Annotated in this window: 13 protein-coding genes; 8 read left to right on the top strand and 5 right to left on the bottom strand. The window is 39.3% G+C overall.

Going from position 1 to position 16,030, the window contains the following annotated elements; genetic code table 11:
- Nucleotides 1-8 precede the first annotated feature (8 nt).
- Nucleotides 9-1,235 carry a helix-turn-helix domain-containing protein gene (locus tag MUN87_RS11125; RefSeq protein WP_244740124.1) on the bottom strand — a complete coding sequence of 409 codons (1,227 nt, stop codon included), beginning with the start codon at nucleotides 1,233-1,235 and terminating at the stop codon, nucleotides 9-11.
- 157 nt (nucleotides 1,236-1,392) lie between these two features.
- Between MUN87_RS11125 and MUN87_RS11120 the strand changes: the two genes are divergently transcribed.
- The 4 genes from MUN87_RS11120 (at nucleotide 1,393) to MUN87_RS11105 (ending at nucleotide 6,591) form a co-directional block, all read left to right on the top strand.
- Nucleotides 1,393-2,706: an ABC transporter substrate-binding protein gene (locus MUN87_RS11120; RefSeq protein ID WP_244740122.1), complete on the top strand. Its 1,314-nt coding sequence runs from the start codon at nucleotides 1,393-1,395 to the stop codon at nucleotides 2,704-2,706.
- Between the two features lie 66 nt (nucleotides 2,707-2,772).
- Nucleotides 2,773-3,672 (top strand): carbohydrate ABC transporter permease, encoded by a 900-nt coding sequence (locus tag MUN87_RS11115; protein WP_244740120.1) that lies wholly within the window; start codon nucleotides 2,773-2,775, stop codon nucleotides 3,670-3,672.
- Complete coding sequence (locus MUN87_RS11110; protein ID WP_244740118.1) at nucleotides 3,672-4,496, top strand: carbohydrate ABC transporter permease; 825 nt, start codon at nucleotides 3,672-3,674, stop codon at nucleotides 4,494-4,496. The genes MUN87_RS11115 and MUN87_RS11110 overlap by 1 nt, the downstream gene beginning before the upstream one ends.
- A gap of 43 nt (nucleotides 4,497-4,539) precedes the next feature.
- Nucleotides 4,540-6,591: a beta-galactosidase gene (locus MUN87_RS11105; protein ID WP_244740117.1), complete on the top strand. Its 2,052-nt coding sequence runs from the start codon at nucleotides 4,540-4,542 to the stop codon at nucleotides 6,589-6,591.
- A 237-nt stretch (nucleotides 6,592-6,828) separates the two neighbouring features.
- On the opposite strand, the gene MUN87_RS11100 is transcribed toward MUN87_RS11105, so the two are convergent.
- The 4 genes from MUN87_RS11100 to MUN87_RS11085 all read right to left on the bottom strand — a co-directional run bounded on the left by MUN87_RS11100 (nucleotide 6,829) and on the right by MUN87_RS11085 (nucleotide 12,098).
- On the bottom strand, nucleotides 6,829-7,059 hold the full coding sequence (locus tag MUN87_RS11100; protein ID WP_244740115.1) for a hypothetical protein: 231 nt from the start codon (nucleotides 7,057-7,059) through the stop codon (nucleotides 6,829-6,831).
- A 1,309-nt stretch (nucleotides 7,060-8,368) separates the two neighbouring features.
- The gene (locus tag MUN87_RS11095; protein ID WP_439649670.1) at nucleotides 8,369-9,382 is read right to left on the bottom strand and encodes an ABC transporter substrate-binding protein; all 1,014 of its coding nucleotides are present in this window, start codon (nucleotides 9,380-9,382) and stop codon (nucleotides 8,369-8,371) included.
- Nucleotides 9,383-9,455: 73 nt separating this feature from the next.
- The gene (locus MUN87_RS11090) at nucleotides 9,456-10,451 is read right to left on the bottom strand and encodes an ABC transporter permease (RefSeq protein WP_244740111.1); all 996 of its coding nucleotides are present in this window, start codon (nucleotides 10,449-10,451) and stop codon (nucleotides 9,456-9,458) included.
- A 156-nt stretch (nucleotides 10,452-10,607) separates the two neighbouring features.
- Entirely contained in the window at nucleotides 10,608-12,098 is a 1,491-nt protein-coding gene (locus MUN87_RS11085; protein ID WP_244740109.1) for a sugar ABC transporter ATP-binding protein, read from the bottom strand.
- A 277-nt stretch (nucleotides 12,099-12,375) separates the two neighbouring features.
- On the opposite strand from MUN87_RS11085, the gene MUN87_RS11080 reads away from it, so the two are divergent.
- The 4 genes from MUN87_RS11080 to MUN87_RS11065 are packed head-to-tail and all read left to right on the top strand — an operon-like array spanning nucleotide 12,376 to nucleotide 16,015.
- Nucleotides 12,376-13,401 (top strand): LacI family DNA-binding transcriptional regulator, encoded by a 1,026-nt coding sequence (locus MUN87_RS11080; RefSeq protein ID WP_244740107.1) that lies wholly within the window; start codon nucleotides 12,376-12,378, stop codon nucleotides 13,399-13,401.
- A gap of 26 nt (nucleotides 13,402-13,427) precedes the next feature.
- Nucleotides 13,428-13,859 (top strand): RbsD/FucU family protein, encoded by a 432-nt coding sequence (locus tag MUN87_RS11075; RefSeq protein WP_244740106.1) that lies wholly within the window; start codon nucleotides 13,428-13,430, stop codon nucleotides 13,857-13,859.
- 18 nt (nucleotides 13,860-13,877) lie between these two features.
- On the top strand, nucleotides 13,878-14,525 hold the full coding sequence (locus tag MUN87_RS11070; protein WP_244740104.1) for a class II aldolase/adducin family protein: 648 nt from the start codon (nucleotides 13,878-13,880) through the stop codon (nucleotides 14,523-14,525).
- Nucleotides 14,526-14,542: 17 nt separating this feature from the next.
- The gene (locus tag MUN87_RS11065) at nucleotides 14,543-16,015 is read left to right on the top strand and encodes a rhamnulokinase (RefSeq protein WP_244747839.1); all 1,473 of its coding nucleotides are present in this window, start codon (nucleotides 14,543-14,545) and stop codon (nucleotides 16,013-16,015) included.
- The last annotated feature ends 15 nt before the right edge of the window (nucleotides 16,016-16,030 follow it).

The raw sequence follows: 16,030 nt of genomic DNA, 5'->3' as shown, positions 1-16,030 counted from the left end.
GCTTTTTTCTATATTAAAGGTTTTTGCAAAAATTGGCGTGGTGTCATTTTCGTATGTTTTTTAAAGATTTTTGTAAAATAGCTTTGATCAGAAAAATTTAACAAACTGCAAATCTGAATGAGTGTATAGTTGGAATAAAACATAAGTTTTTTTGCTTCATCGACCTTTACCTTTTGAATATAGGAACTGATAGATATACCTACTTCTTTTTTGAATAAATTGGACAAATATTTTTTATTTATTTGCATGTCATCTGCTAGCTTTTCTAACCCAAGTTCTTTGTCGTATAAATGTTTGTATATATGTGCCTGACATTGGCTGATTACTTTGGTGTATTGCAATTTTTTACTCTTGGCTACTTTGGATGCAAATTCATACATAATTTCTTCTTTTAATTTTATCACGCGATCAGGAGTAGTCATTCCTTCTGATTGCTGAATAAATGCATCTCCTAATGAGTAAGCAATTTCAGGATGAACGCCTCCTCGAATTGCTGCACGTGTAGCCTGGGTGACAAGTGCAATGGTTAGGTTTTGTTGATTTCGCAATTCACTTCTTGTAGAAAGTATAGCGTGTTCGAAATCTGGTCTGCTTGTAAATGCTTTAAAGTAAGGTATGACTTCTGAAGTGTTCCCATCCTCGATAAATTGATAACATTTTCTTTCGAGTAAAGGATCGTGGTGAAAAGATGCATTTTGTCTTTTTTGATCAATATATTGAATGTGTTTTGGCATCTTCTCACCATTTATATCCTTATCTATAATAGATAATTGCTGATGAAGATTTATTTGCTCATGGAATAATAAATAAAAAATGAGATTACTACTTTTAAGTAATATGCTTCGATCGATGACGGGGAGTGATAAATAATAATCCTCCATTTCATCCAGGAGGTATTTCTTTTGCAAGTGAGAAAGTAACTGTTCGATAGCAATGCTTTTGGGTTCGGGATAAACAGTTGGACCAATAATTAGCCAGCCCTTCTCGAGGTGATGTTCAAATGAGATGCTAACAAATTTTTCAGAGTAGTCTGTTTCAATTAGACTGAACTGTTCAGTTAGAAGATCCGTATTATTGATAAAATCCTTGACGTTAGGAAAGAGGGGATTTAATGGGAAATCTTCAGGTATGCAGCTCAACTTGCCTTGGTCACGGATAATCATTATAGGAATGCCCAACGTTTCATAGGCCGTATATAAGAGTGTTTCTTTTTTTGTAAAGAATTCATTGCACATAATCGATCCTCCAAACAATATTTTTTGTAAGCGCAAACAACAAAAATGAATAAGTACCAAAATAGTACTATACCTACCATTATTCATTGTTTGTGTGTCTTATACTAGTCGCAAGTTACTTAAACAGTAACTTACAAAAACCAAGGGGTGATTAGTGATGAAGAAGCAATATTTTTCTGTTTTTCTTATTACTGTAATGGTTTTGTTGTTGACAGCGTGTAGTGGTTCTGGTGAAAGTGCAGCGGATGTATCGATTCCGCAGAATCCGGAAGACGTAGAAGGAGATGTGACAGTTTGGGCTTGGGCCTTGGAAGCAAACTACTTGGAGAAAGATGTGCTTCCAGCATTTGAAGAGAAGTATCCAAATGTCAACGTAACGATCGAACACATTGGAGTCGATCAAGTATATCAAAAGGTAAGTGCAGGATTGTCCAGTGGAGGAAGTGGCTTACCAGATGTTGTTCAAGTAGAAAATAATCGAATTCATTCTTTCACTGATGAATTTCCGGATGCCTTTACGAATTTAAGTGAACTAGGCTATGACGAGCATGAAGACGAATTTGCAGAAGCGAAAATAGCAGGATTAAAAGATAGCGATGGAAATATTATAGCAATGCCTCGAGATTTGGGACCTGTCGCTGTCCTTTACCGCACGGATATTTTTGAAGAGGCGGGAGTCGATCCGGCAAGTATTGAAACCTGGAATGACTATATTGCAGCCGGTAAAAAGGTATTAGAACAAACCGGCAAGTACTTTTTAGGTACGGACGGTGACGGTATTTTAAGAATTATGATGCAACAGCAAGGCAGTTATTACTTTGATGAAGACGGTAAATTAGATATATCATCCGACGCCGGTGAAAAAGCGGCAAATATATTACAACAGATGAAAGATAGTGAATTGATTACGTATACAAATAACTGGGACGGACAAGTGGCAGCCATGAAAAATGGAGAAGTTGCAACACATCCAGGTGCAGTATGGTGGAGTGGTACGATGATTGAACAAATGCCTGAACTCGCTGGAAAATGGGATATGTTTAAGCTTCCAGCCTTTGAAGAAGGTGGAACACGTGCTTCCAATGATGGTGGCTCTGCGTTGGCTATTCCATCTGAATCTGATAATAAGGCAGCAGCATATGTATTTGCGGAATTTGCGACGACTGACGTTGATTCGCAGATTAAAGCATTGACAAACAGAGGATTGTTTCCAGCTTTAACAGCGGCATATGAAGAGCCAGTTTTCTCCGAGGAACAGGAATATTTTAATAATCAGCCATTCTTCAAGAAGTTTGCTGATATTGTGCCAGAAATTCCTGCTGTCAATCATGATGGTGCTGAACTAGAAGTGCGATCGGTTATGGGCAGTGAAATAGAAGCCTTTCTGTTAGATGATAAGCCGGCACTGGAGATGTTGACCGAAGGAGAGAAACAGGCAGTACAACAAACTGGGAAGGAAACAACAGAATAAATAGGAATACCTTGCTTATGTGCTTGTATAAGCAAGGCGAAGTCTCCAAGGAAGTGAGGGATGATTATGACAAGTACAACGAAAAGACTGGAAGCTAGCAAAACGAAAAAAGGATTTATCACACCTAAAACAGCACCATATATTTTCGTGTTACCAGCGTTATTATTGTTTCTGGCTTTCACTGTTTATCCGATTATCGCATCGTTCTTATTAAGTTTTCAGACCAGAATCAGTGGTGTCTATTCTTTTACAGGGTTAGATAATTATATACGTTTATTCAGCGATCCTGTATTCTATAAAGCTTTAGGTAATACTTTTATCATCTTGCTGGTGCAGGTGCCCGTTATGTTATTTCTTGCTGTCATTCTGGCAGTGTTGTTACAATCAAAACTTTTAAATATGAAGGGCTTTTATCGAGTATCTTTCTTTACACCTGCCATAACTTCTCTGGTAGCGGCGTCTATTATTTTTATCTTGCTGCTTAATACGGATTATGGTCTGGTCAATTATATTTTGACATCAATAGGGATGGAGCGTGTCCCGTGGCTGAGTAATGGGCTTTGGGCTAAGATTTCATTAATTATGGTAACTACATGGAGATGGACTGGATACAACATGGTGATATTGCTTGCCGGATTGCAAAATATTCCACATGATCTATATGAAGCGGCCAGTATTGATGGCGCGAGTAGTATCAAAAAGTTTTTTCATATTACGATTCCACAGCTAAAGCCTGTTTTATTATTCTGTTTCGTGTTATCGACGATCGGGTCGTTTCAGTTATTTGATGAGCCATATAATTTAACAGGTGGAGGACCTAATAACGCTACACTGACGATTACTTATTATTTATATAATCAAGGCTTCGGTTATTTTGATTTCGGCTATGCCTCTGCAATTGCCTATGTGATTGTATTGTTTATTGCTGTACTATCGTGGCTTCAGTTTAAGGTGGTGAAAGAATAATGAACAATATTTATATAAAAAAATCATTATTGCATTTTATTCTGATTGTAGGTGTTGTGATTTCTTTAGGGCCTTTTTATTGGATGATCGTTGGAGCGACGAACCCATCAGGAGAAGTGTTAAGCTTTCCGCCCACGATCGTACCTGGAAATTATCTGCTGGAAAATCTCAAGAACTTAAGCGAAGCTATTCCGATTCTCAAAGCTCTGTTCAATTCAGCCTTGATAGCTGTTATTTTTGTTGGAGCCAGTTTACTTGTTTGTTCAGCGGCCGGTTACGCATTCGCAAAATTTAAGTTTAAAGGAAGTAATGTGATCTTTTCTAGCTTCTTGCTAGCAATGATGATTCCTTACCAAGCAACCATCATTCCGCTCTTTCAAATCTTTGGTGCATTAGACTGGATTAATACCTATCAGGCTGTGATTTTGCCGCAAATCTGCTATCCGTTTGCTATCTTTTTAATTAGACAGAACATGAAGGGGATTCCAGATTCTATGATTGAAGCTGCCAGAATCGATGGCGCAGGAGAGATCAGCATCTTTTTTAAATTAGCGTTACCAACCATGAAGCCTGCGTTAGCTGCAGTAGGGATTTTCTTGTTCACACACCAATGGAATAATTTTATGTGGCCGCTTATTGTGATGACGTCCAGTGATAAGTACACATTACCTGTTGCATTATCAACATTAGCAGGGTTAAATTCTGTCGACTACGGGCAATTAATGTTAGGGACAGCTATCTCGGTTTTGCCAATCATGGTTGTATTCTTATTTCTGCAAAAGCATTTTGTTTCTGGCATATTAGGTGGTTCTGTAAAAGAATAATGATAATATAGAAATAACTTACTAACGAAAAGGAGCATCATGTATGAAGGAGATTATCAATGAATCAGCAATTACACTAGGAGTCTGTTATTACCCGGAACATTGGTCAGAAGACTTATGGGAAAGTGATTTCGAAAGAATGAAAGCGCTAGGCTTTCGTTATGTCAGAATGGCGGAGTTTGCCTGGACCATATTTGAGCCGTGTGAAGGAGAATTTGATTTTAGTTTATTTGATAAAGCTATCAATCTAGCTGGGAAGTATGATTTGAAAGTAATTCTTGGTACACCTACTGCAACACCTCCAGTCTGGTTAACAGAAAAGTATCCGGAAGTATTGAATGTTTCACAGGATGGTGTCACTTATCGTCACGGCTCTCGCCGTCATTATAATTATAACTCAGATAAATATCGTGAACTGTCTGCAAGGATTACAACGAAAATGGCAGAGCATTACCACAATAATAAAAATGTTGTTGGCTGGCAAATTGATAATGAATTAAATTGTGAGATTAGTGTGTTTTATTCTGATGCTGATCATGAAAAATTTCGCGAATGGCTGCAGGAAAAATATCAATCCTTGAATGCGTTAAATGAAGCGTGGGGCACGGTGTTCTGGAATCAAACGTACACCGATTGGAATCAGGTCTATTTAACGAGACCAACCGTCAATGATTCCCAAAATCCGCATCACGCGCTGGATGAAAAACGATTTATATCAGATAGTACGATAGCCTTCGCCAAAATGCAGGCAGATATTATTCGAAGCTATACGAAGCAGCAATGGGTAACAACAAATGGGATGTTCGGTCATTTGGATAATCACAAATTGACGCAGGATATATTAGATTTCTATGCGTATGATTCTTATCCTAATTTTAATAAAATTATTGAGGATACTTCCGTTAAGCCATTACAGGATCGTAAATGGAGTCTTAATTTAAGTACAGTAAGAAATCTAGGTGGACCTTTTGCAATATTTGAACAACAGGCAGGTCCTGGTGGCTGGGTTAATCGTATTGAGCAGCCAACACCTAAACCAGGTCAATTACGGTTGTGGACGTATCAGTCCCTTGCACATGGTGCAGATATGATCCTCTATTTCCGCTGGAGAACAGCGACAAAAGGTTCTGAAATATACTGGCATGGCATCAATGATTATCATAACTTACCTAATCGCCGAATTGCTGAGATTGAGCAAACAAGTCAAGAAATTCAGAAGATTGGAAGCGATTTAATTGGTGCTAGTTACGAGGCAAACGTAGCCATTTTAACAGACTATGATAATGAGTGGGACGGGGAAGAAGATGTATGGTATGGACCATTTCTGAGTGAGAGTAAAGAGGCTTGGTTCAAAGCCTTTCAATATAATCATATTCCAGTAGACATATATAATCTGAGTGAGACAACAACGCTTGATGAATTAAAGAAATACCAAGTGCTTGTGTATCCACATGCCGCTATATTGACCGAAAAAACAGCAACGTTGCTAGAGGAATATGTGGCACAAGGTGGTAAGATCGTCTTTGGCTGCCGGACAGGGTACAAGGATAAAACTGGCCAGCCATATATGATGGCCTTTCCAGGTTATATTAAAGAATTAGCAGGCGTCACTGTGGAAGATTATACATTGCTGAATCATTTACAACCATCACCTACAGTCCAGCTGTTTGGCCAGGATAAACTGGACGTGCATGGATTTAATGAAATATTGCATAAGGAAAAAGACGATGTAGTGTTCCTGGGGTATTATGGTAATGCTTATTATGCTAACAAACCTGCCTTGTCTCGAAGAAGTCATGGAAATGGCTGCGCCTATTATTTTGGCGGAGTGTTTAATTTCGAGATTGCGAACGCCATTTTAGCGGATTTGAATGTACCGGATTATCGTAATGAATTCGATCTTACCGATAATGTCGAGCTTGCTGTACGTAAGAAAAAAGATAAGACTTATTATTTGCTGTTAAATTTTTCTGATAGCAAACAACATGTATATTTAAAGAGAAGTATGCGTGATTTGATTAGTGGAAAGCAATTAAATGGTGAAGTAGAAATAGATGGGTATGATGTGTTTATCTTGTCAGGTAAGAAAGTATAAAATTATTAGTTGTCGTATCACTTTCTAACATGAACAGCCATGTCCAGCTACAGCGCCCAGAAACTAGGCGACTTCCTGCATCGCCCTACGATAAGTCATCATCGGTTCGCAAGCTCACCGTGATTCCTTTATCTCAGTTGATGCCGTCCAGTCACTACGTTTCAAAACGGGCGCTTGCGCTTTTCCTAGAATAGATAGGAGGAGGCGCTCTGATGAGAGCGCCTTTTAACTATGTGTTTACTTTACAAATGTATATATTTCATCGATCGTTTTTAATTCTAAGATTTGATCAATCAACTGATTTAATGTTTCCTCATCCTGATCGTATAACTTTTTTTCCAGGTCATCAGGGATGGTGTCTATCTGTTTATTAATTAATTTAATAGCCACCTGAGCTAATGTTTGTTTTTTTCCTTCTTTTTTCCCTTCTCTTTTTCCTTCCTCTCGAAGCATATCTGCAATGGACATGGATATTTCGCTCCCTTCTGGAAAATAGTCTTCTATAAAATTTATCATATCATGAAAATGCTGATTTGTAAGATTACGATCTTATCATATGTATGGTGCTTCTTTTTTATAAGCAAAGAAAGTATATAAGTACAGTCGTAGAAGTAATCATGCTGAATAGGAAGATAGGTTCCTATAATATGGATTATGTAAACTAGCTGCTTTATGCTTAGTGGTAATTTTGAAATGATTCATGTGCTGGGATACCGCTCCGTCCAACCACTCCGCGTCCTGCGGGGCACGGCTGAAGCTAACTTTGTGAAGAAAGATCGCTTCACAAAGTGGATCTTCAGCGCCTGCATGTCCCGCGGGAGTCTCCGTGGTTGGACTACGCTAGTATTGGGACTCTACAATTTTTGGTAGAGCTAGAATATTGATCGTATACATATATAATAGTTATTGAAAAATGCTTAGAACCACTGCTTTTTGCTGTTCCATGCGTTGTAGCACTTCCCTTAAGCGTAGGAAATATGCGGAGACTCCCGTGGAATCAGCGCGAGCTGAAGATCCACTTCATTTGTGCCTGTGTCTGCAAGCATTGCATCGAAGTGGGCTTCCTCGGCACAAGGCAGCACAGATGCTTTTCAAGTAGTAGCCTAGCTGAAGTCGTGCCCCATAGCCGTCAAGCTAAGGAAAAGTGAGCTTAAACTGTCTTACATGTTCGGCCTATCATATAATTCATTCTTATGGACAGTTGAAAAGAGAAAGAGCAAAAGTTGTCTATAAGAATGGGTCTTATGGACAGTTGAAAAGAGAAAGAGTAAAAGTTGTCCATAAGAATCAAAAATATGACCACTCAAGGATATCAAAAGGACTCTTGCGGTCAAAAATCCGATTTCTTGTGCCAATACTTCAGGAAAAGCTACTATAAATGATATCTTACACTCAACTCACAAAGAATCACTGCACAATAGATAACTTGTATTCATTACGGCAACATATTCACTTTTCTTTTTAACAGCATTACCTTAACTTGACGGCTATGAGTCGTGCCCACAGGACGCGGAGCCTATTTCCGGAGCTTTGCAACGCAGATAAAATATTTCAATATGACCGTTTTGCCATATATCCTTAGTTTACATAATCCATATTATAGAAGGTTGTTTATTAATGAAGTCAACTAGGACCGGGTGGTTTATGGGCGGTTTTTCTTTTATCACTAATGGTCCGTTATCCTCCATCTTAAGTCTATTACGAGTAAGACGTGAGGATAACGGATCGACTAACTATTAGCTTGAAGAAGTAGACGCTTCGTTTTTATAGTGAATTCTTACTCATAAACAGCCGCCTGAATCTCTTCATCTTCCAAATTCGTTTGATCATACCAATAGAAACCAGTATCAATATTTTCCGGTACCTCTTCACCATTTATGGCACTTACCGCTGCTTTGACTGTTTCATAGCCTATTCCTTCAGGGTTCTGGGTGATTGCTCCGGCCATCACGCCGTCCTTGATAGCGTCAATTTGCTGTTTGCCTGAATCAAAACCGATGACGGTTACTTCTTCTTCTTTGCCTAATTCTCTTACAGCATTGACCACACCTATCGCAGAACCTTCATTGGAGCCATAAATTCCGGCAAGGTCAGGATTTGCCTGCATCATGGTTTTGGCAAGGTTTGTTGATTCTAAATGGTCACCTTTACCATATTGTACATCGACAATTTCAATATCAGGATATTTCTCCTCGATGGTTTCGACAAAACCATCGCGTCTTTGTGCACCTGTAACAGAAACCTGATCGTGAACGACAAGAGCAATCTTTCCTTTTTCACCAATTAACTCAGCCATTTTGTCGGCGGCTAGAGCTGCGGCTGCATAATTATCTGTAGACGCTGTTGTTAGCGGTATCTCACTATCAACACCAGAGTCAAAGGCAATAATAGGAATCCCTTTTTCATCGGCTTCTTCTAATAAGGGAGAGGAAGCTTGTGAATCTAATGCCGCAAAACCGATAGCATCTGGCTGTTTATCCAAAGCTGCCCGCAGCATTTCCATTTGCTTATCAACTTGTGATTCATTTTCTGGTCCTTCAAACGTAATCTCTACATTAAATTCTTCCGCAGCTTTTTCAGCGCCACTCTGGACAGCTTGCCAAAATTGATGCTGGAATCCTTTAGATATAATGGCTATATACGGTTTGCCAGAGTCTTCTTCCGCAGCCTTTTCATTGTCTGATGATTCTGTGTCCCCAGAACCAGAATCACTTGCCTCCTGTTCTGATTCGTTACCACATGCTGCCAACACGAATAAAAGTGACGTAAAAACAATTAGTATAGCGAACATTATTCTCTTCTTCACTGATTAACTCCCCTTTGCAGATTTTTGTATGAATAACTCCTAAAAAGAGTTGATTCCATCAGGCATTCTTTTTCCTTAACATATCAAAATAAACAGCCAGTAAGATGACGAACCCAATCACTACTGTTTGCCATTCTTGAGGTATGGACATGATGCGCAAGCCGTTTGTTAGTACGCTCATGATTAAGGCACCAATCATCGTTCCAATTAAGGAACCCTTGCCGCCACTTAAAGAAGTTCCGCCAATCACCACTGCTGCAATCGCTTCCAATTCGTAACCCATTCCTAGAGCGGGCTGAGCAGAATTTAAACGAGAAGCCATGATAACACCAGCAACCCCTGTGAAACATCCTGCAATCGTATAGATGATCAACTTCCACTTTTTCACATTAATTCCCGAGAGTCTTGTTGCTTCTTCATTACTGCCGATTGCAAAGGTATAGCGACCGACAATGGTCTTGGATAATAAAACCCAGCCAATCAAAACCATGAAAAAGAATACTAAAATAGCATTAGGAATCGATATGCCTGGAATGACAGAACCTAAAGCAATCGAATTGAATCCTTCGATATCGCTGAAATAAATCGGTGAAGCTCCGGATATAACGAGCGATAAGCCCTCTGCAATCATCATCATTGCCAATGTTGCAATAAATGGTGGAATACGCAGAATCGACACTGAAAACCCGGAAATAAATCCAATACATGCTCCAGACAAAATACCTCCGATAATACCGACAGAGAGAGGCAGTCCTAAATAGACAATGAATACACCTGTCATAACAGACGTCAATGTCATCCCTGTACCAATGGATAAGTCGATTCCTCCTGTTATGATGACAAAGGTAGTACCTAATGCCAGGATACCGATAACAGTAGTGGATAGCAGTATTCCCTCAATATTTGACCAATGCAGAAAATTGTCCGACGCAATAGAAAAAAAGATAATTAAAATAATTAAACTGGCAAAGGCAAGAATTTGTTGCAATGCTCCCGTTCCTTTAAAGTATTTCTTCTGAGCAGTCGCGTGAGAATTTGCAATATCTGTGGTCATTAACTTTCACCCCTTCATATTTATCACGGTGCTAACCGTTCGTAATACTCCCACTTCACACAAAGAAGCTAAGTGGGAGTAAACAGACGCTAACACCCTGCTAAGTTTCGCTAATGATCAATGGGGATCAAAAACCCCACTGATCAAAGTCTCACTTTATTGGTGGCTTGTAGCAAGTTCCATAATTTTCTCTTGATTCGCTTCTTTACTTGATAATTCTCCAGTTATGCTTCCTTCGTTCATGACGATAATACGATCACTTAATCGAAGTATTTCGGGTAATTCAGAGGAGATCATAATAATAGATTTGCCGGTTGCTGCCAGCATTTCTAATAAGTCATAGATTTCTTGTTTAGCACCGACATCAATCCCTCTTGTCGGTTCATCAAAAATCAAAATATCACAGTCCTTCAGAAGCCATTTAGCGATAACAACCTTTTGCTGATTACCACCAGATAGCAGTTTTACCGGCTGATTCACACTAGGTGTCTTCACCTTTAATCGTGCGACATAGTTCTCTGCATCTGCTGATATAGGGCTAGGCTGGACAAAAGCAGCTTTGGCATAATTTTTCATAGAAGAAAGTACGATATTGTCTTTGACACTCATCTCTAGCAATAAACCAAATTGCTTTCTATCCTCTGATAAATAGCCTATTCCATGCTTTACTGCATCTGCTGGTTGATTAATCGAAACAGTCTTTCCGTTTATCCTGATGTTACCGGTAAAAGGATCTGCTCCAAATATAGCTCTGGCAACTTCCGTTCTGCCGGCACCAACCAATCCGGCAAATCCTAGTATTTCCCCTTTGTTTAGATGAAAAGATACGTTCTTTAAATAGGTATTAGAAATGTTGTTTACTTCAAGAACGGTATCTGAATAGATACTTGGATCTGACTTTTTTTGCTCCATTGCTACTTCTCTGCCAACCATCAAAGAGACGACCTTTTTTATTTCGGTTGTGGCAATCGGTAACGTTGTGATATATTCGCCATCTCTCATAACGGTGATTCGGTCTGCAATCCGCTTCAATTCTTCCATACGATGGGAAATATAGATGATTCCCACGCCTTCTTTTTTTAACCAGAGAATGATATCAAATAATTTGTCAATTTCCTTATCTGTCAATGCAGCAGTTGGTTCATCCATTATTAGTATTTTAGATTCAAAAGATAGTGCCTTGGCGATTTCGACCATTTGTTGTTTGGCAACCGTTAAGTCAGCGATTTTCTTCTTTGGTTGTAAATCGATGTTTAATTTTTCAAACAATGCTGCTGCCTGCTGATTCAAATCTTTATTTCTTAAAAAGAACCGCATCCGATCCCTTGGTTCACGCCCTATGAATATATTTTCGGCAACCGTTAAGTCTGGCATTAGATTTAGTTCCTGGTGAATCATACTGATACCTAGCTCCTGCGCTTCCCTTGTGTGGGATGGCGCTATGTCTGTACCGTTATACTTGATGCTGCCCTGATCCATCTGATAAATGCCGGTCAGTATTTTCATTAATGTTGATTTTCCTGCACCATTTTCCCCAACCAATGCCAAAACTTCTCCTTTATTTAAATCTAATTGTACATTCGATAATGCTTTCACTCCGGGGAAAGATTTAGTAATGCTGGTCATTTCCAATATTTTTTCGGACATCTGTAAACTCCTTTCTTTTCCATAGTCTCGAAGCTTTGGTACCGATAACAGAATCTTATGCAGTCATTTGTATAAAATAGCGCTTACAGTTATCGGGAGCAAAAAGATTCAAATGCTAATACTAAATTTTTATGTGTGTTGTCGTGATTTTATAATAAAAATATACTAATTGTTTTCCTAACATGTTTTTCCATTTTGGGAGAGGTAGTTATATACTCTATTTTTTTGAATATAAATGTTATCGGTACCAATAAAATGATAAATGAGGTAGAAGCCTATGGTGACAATCTATGATATTGCTAAAAAAGCAAATGTATCACCAATGACCGTATCCAGAGTAATTAACAAAGCTCCTAATATAAGAAATGAAACGAGAGAAAAAGTAGAAATAGCAATCAAAGAATTAGGCTATATACCGAATTCTGCTGCACGGAGTTTAATCTCTAATCAGACAAAGACATTGGGGCTTATTTTGACCGATATATCGAATCCTTTCTTTTCAAAGATTGCAAGAGGAGCTGAGGATGCAGCAGTCCAAAGGGGGTATCGTGTCTTGATGAGCAATACGGATGAAGATAGTGAAAAGGAAATCAATTATATCGATATGATGCTTTCTGCACGGGTTGATGGAGTACTTATTGCTCCTACTAGTGATAAAACGCTCGAGCAAATTGAGCGTTTTAAGCGGCACCGTATTCCGGTAGTTCTGATTGATAGATTGATTGAAGGATTTTCAGGAGATTATGTAGTAGGAGACAGCTATGAAGGCAGCCGAAAACTTGTCGAGCACCTCATTGACAACGGTCACCATAATATTGCGCTCATCAATGGACCATCAAATGTCTCGACTGCAAGAGAAAGGAAGCGCGGTTATACAGAAACGTTGAAGTTAAATGACCTGCCTGTGTATGAGCATTACATCTCAGAAATTGACTATAGAAATGTCGAGGAAGATAGCGCGAAGATCATCGTGGATAGACTCATAAAGTCAGAGCCGGAAAAACGTCCCACCGCAATATTTGCCGCTAATAATTTTATTGCCATCAGTGTCATGAAGGCAGTAAGAGAATTGGGGCTGCAGGTACCAAAGGATATGTCGGTCGTTTGTTTTGATGAAGTGGAACCTGTCGCATATTTTGACCCATTCTTTACTGTTGCTGCACAGCCGGCTAATGAGATGGGCAAAATCGGTATTCAATTTCTAATGGAACGGGTGGAGCAAAAACAGGTTAACAACCAGAGAAAAGTAGTGTTACCACCTGATATCCACATTCGTAAATCTACCTGTAAAATTAGTTATTAAGCTTCAGGGAAAGGGGGAGTCTAGCTATGTTGAAACAAATACCGAGTATTATTTCACCTGATTTATTGAAAATACTTCATGAAATGGGGCATGGTGATGAAATTGTTTTGGGGGATGGCAATTTCCCTGCAGCTAGTCATGCTAACAGATTGATCCGTTGTGATGGTCATGATATTCCGAGATTATTAGAAGCCATTTTGCAACTGTTGCCTGTAGATACTTATGTGGAACAGCCGGTCCATCTAATGCAAGTAGTGGAAGGGGATAGTGTGCATGCGCCAGCTATTTGGAAAGAATATCAGGAGATTTTAGGGAACTACCAAGTAACGAAGCAACAGATAGGATTCTTGGAGCGATTTGCGTTTTATGAACGTGCGAAGGAAGCGCATGCAATTATAGCTACATCAGAACAAGCATTATACGCCAACATTATTTTAAAAAAAGGTGTTATTTCTTAAGAGGATGGTGAAGAGAAAATGGTCGTAAGTAAACAAGCATTATCTAACTATGCTGCAAAGTTAGTGGATACCGGATTGGTAGTAGGGGCAGGAGGTAATTTAAGTGTGCGGGATGGCGATGAAATGTATATATCGCCGAGCGGATTTGATTTGAAAGAAATTCAAGAGGATCAATGGGTGAAAGTCAATATTACCACAGGGGAAGTGGAAGGGAATATAAAGCCATCTTCTGAGGTGCTCATGCATTTAGAATGTTTTAGAAAGAGACCGGATATCACAGCAGTTCTGCATGCACATCCTAGTTATAGCGTCAGTGTGGGTTCTGCAGAAAAAGATATTCCGAGTATGTTTCCCGATTTCCCAGCAATGGTGAAGCAAGTTAGGTACTTAGATTACATGATTCCGACAACACAAGTACTCGCAGATGCAGTTGCAAATGTGATAACAGAAACAGATGTTGTTATCATGCGCAATCATGGCGTATTAACGGTTGGCAAATCGCTGAAGGAAGCCTATTTCTTTATGCAGCTTACGGAAGAGGCAGCAAAAGTGTATGCGATTTCCTGTATGGTTGGAACTCCAAGAGTATTAACGGAAGGAGAATGCCAGGAACTTAGAGATTTATCCAGTGAAAAATACCGTGCCAAATTATTAAAAAATGATTAAAGGGGGGGGAGGCACTCATGAAAAAAGTATGGGCATTTGATATAGGAGCATCAAATGGCCGATTAATGTTAAGCAGTTTTGATGGTCACAAGCTTTACCTAGAAGAAATATACCGATTCTCGAATCAGCCTGTTCACCTTACCGGTCATTATTATTGGAATATCCTGTCTATCTTCACTAAAATGAAAAAAGCGATGCAAATGAGTGTGCAACAAGGGCATCAGCAGATCGAGAGTATGGGGATTGATACATGGGGTGCTGATTTCGGGCTGCTTTCTGACACAGGCGAATTACTTGCGAATCCATACAGCTATCGAAACCCGCTGAATGACCGAGGAATGAACGAAGCATTGCAACATATATCGGCAAAGGAACTCTTTGATATTACTGGTGTTGAAACTGCAGCCATTAATACGGTTTTTCAATTATATACGTTAAAAAAATACAATCCGGCCTTACTGGATAATGCTGATATGTTATTGTTAACGCCCAATTTATTAGCTTATTTGTTTTGTGGTGAGAAGCAAAATGAATTTACCATCAGCTCGACTACGCAACTGCTACGTGCAGGTGAAACAAGCTGGAATAAACAAATCTTGCAAAGATTATCTCTTCCTGATGATCTTTTAGCACCAACGACAGCTTCGTTGACAATTGCTGGTCAGTCTTTATCAGTAATTAATCGGGAAATTGGAATGAGTCCGGTGAAAGTAATTAACACGGCAAGCCATGATACCGCGAGTGCGATAGCTGCACTTCCGTTAGAGGATCAGTACTCTGTATTTATGAGTTGTGGTACATGGGTATTGATGGGAGTGCCTGTGGAGCGACCGGTTATCAGTGAGGACGTGATGGAATCAGGGTTTACCAATGAAGGAACGATAGATGGCAAATATCGGTTGCAAAAAAATAATATGGGTATGTGGTTGCTGCAGCAATGTCGTGTCAGCTGGGAAAGGGAAGGCATTGCAACGGATTTTAATAAGGAGAATCAGCTATTTGAAGAAGCACCAGCCTTTCGATCGTTTATTAATCCGGATGATCAGCGATTTTTTAATCCTTTAAATATGATGACAGAAATTCAAGGCTATTGTAAAGAAACGCAGCAACCGGTTCCAGCAACTCAAGGTGAAATGATCCGCTGTATTCTGGAGAGCCTGGCTTTAAAATATGGCTGGCTGCTTCATCGTTTAGAAAAATTAACAGGAAAATATTTAAAGCGCATTCATATGGGTGGGGGTGCGATTCGCAATCAAACGTTATGTCAATTAACAGCGAATGCGACTGGAAGAGAGGTAGTTGCAGGACCAATTGAAGCGAGTGCGATTGGTAATGCTATTGGTCAGTGGATTGCATTAGGAGAAGTAAAGGATTTGAAGCAAGCAAGACAGCTTGTGAGAGAATCATTTCCTCTCCAATATTACCAGCCACAAGATCAAATCAAATGGCAAGAGGCTTACCAGCGATTTGAACGATATACAGGACTATAATACGAGGGGGAAATA

Origin of the sequence: Gracilibacillus salinarum (assembly GCF_022919575.1) — a bacterium.
In the GTDB taxonomy this organism is placed as follows: Bacteria; Bacillota; Bacilli; order Bacillales; family Amphibacillaceae; genus Gracilibacillus; species Gracilibacillus salinarum.
Note: the sequence above shows the minus strand (reverse complement) of the source record. Positions and strands in the feature narration are given on the sequence as shown.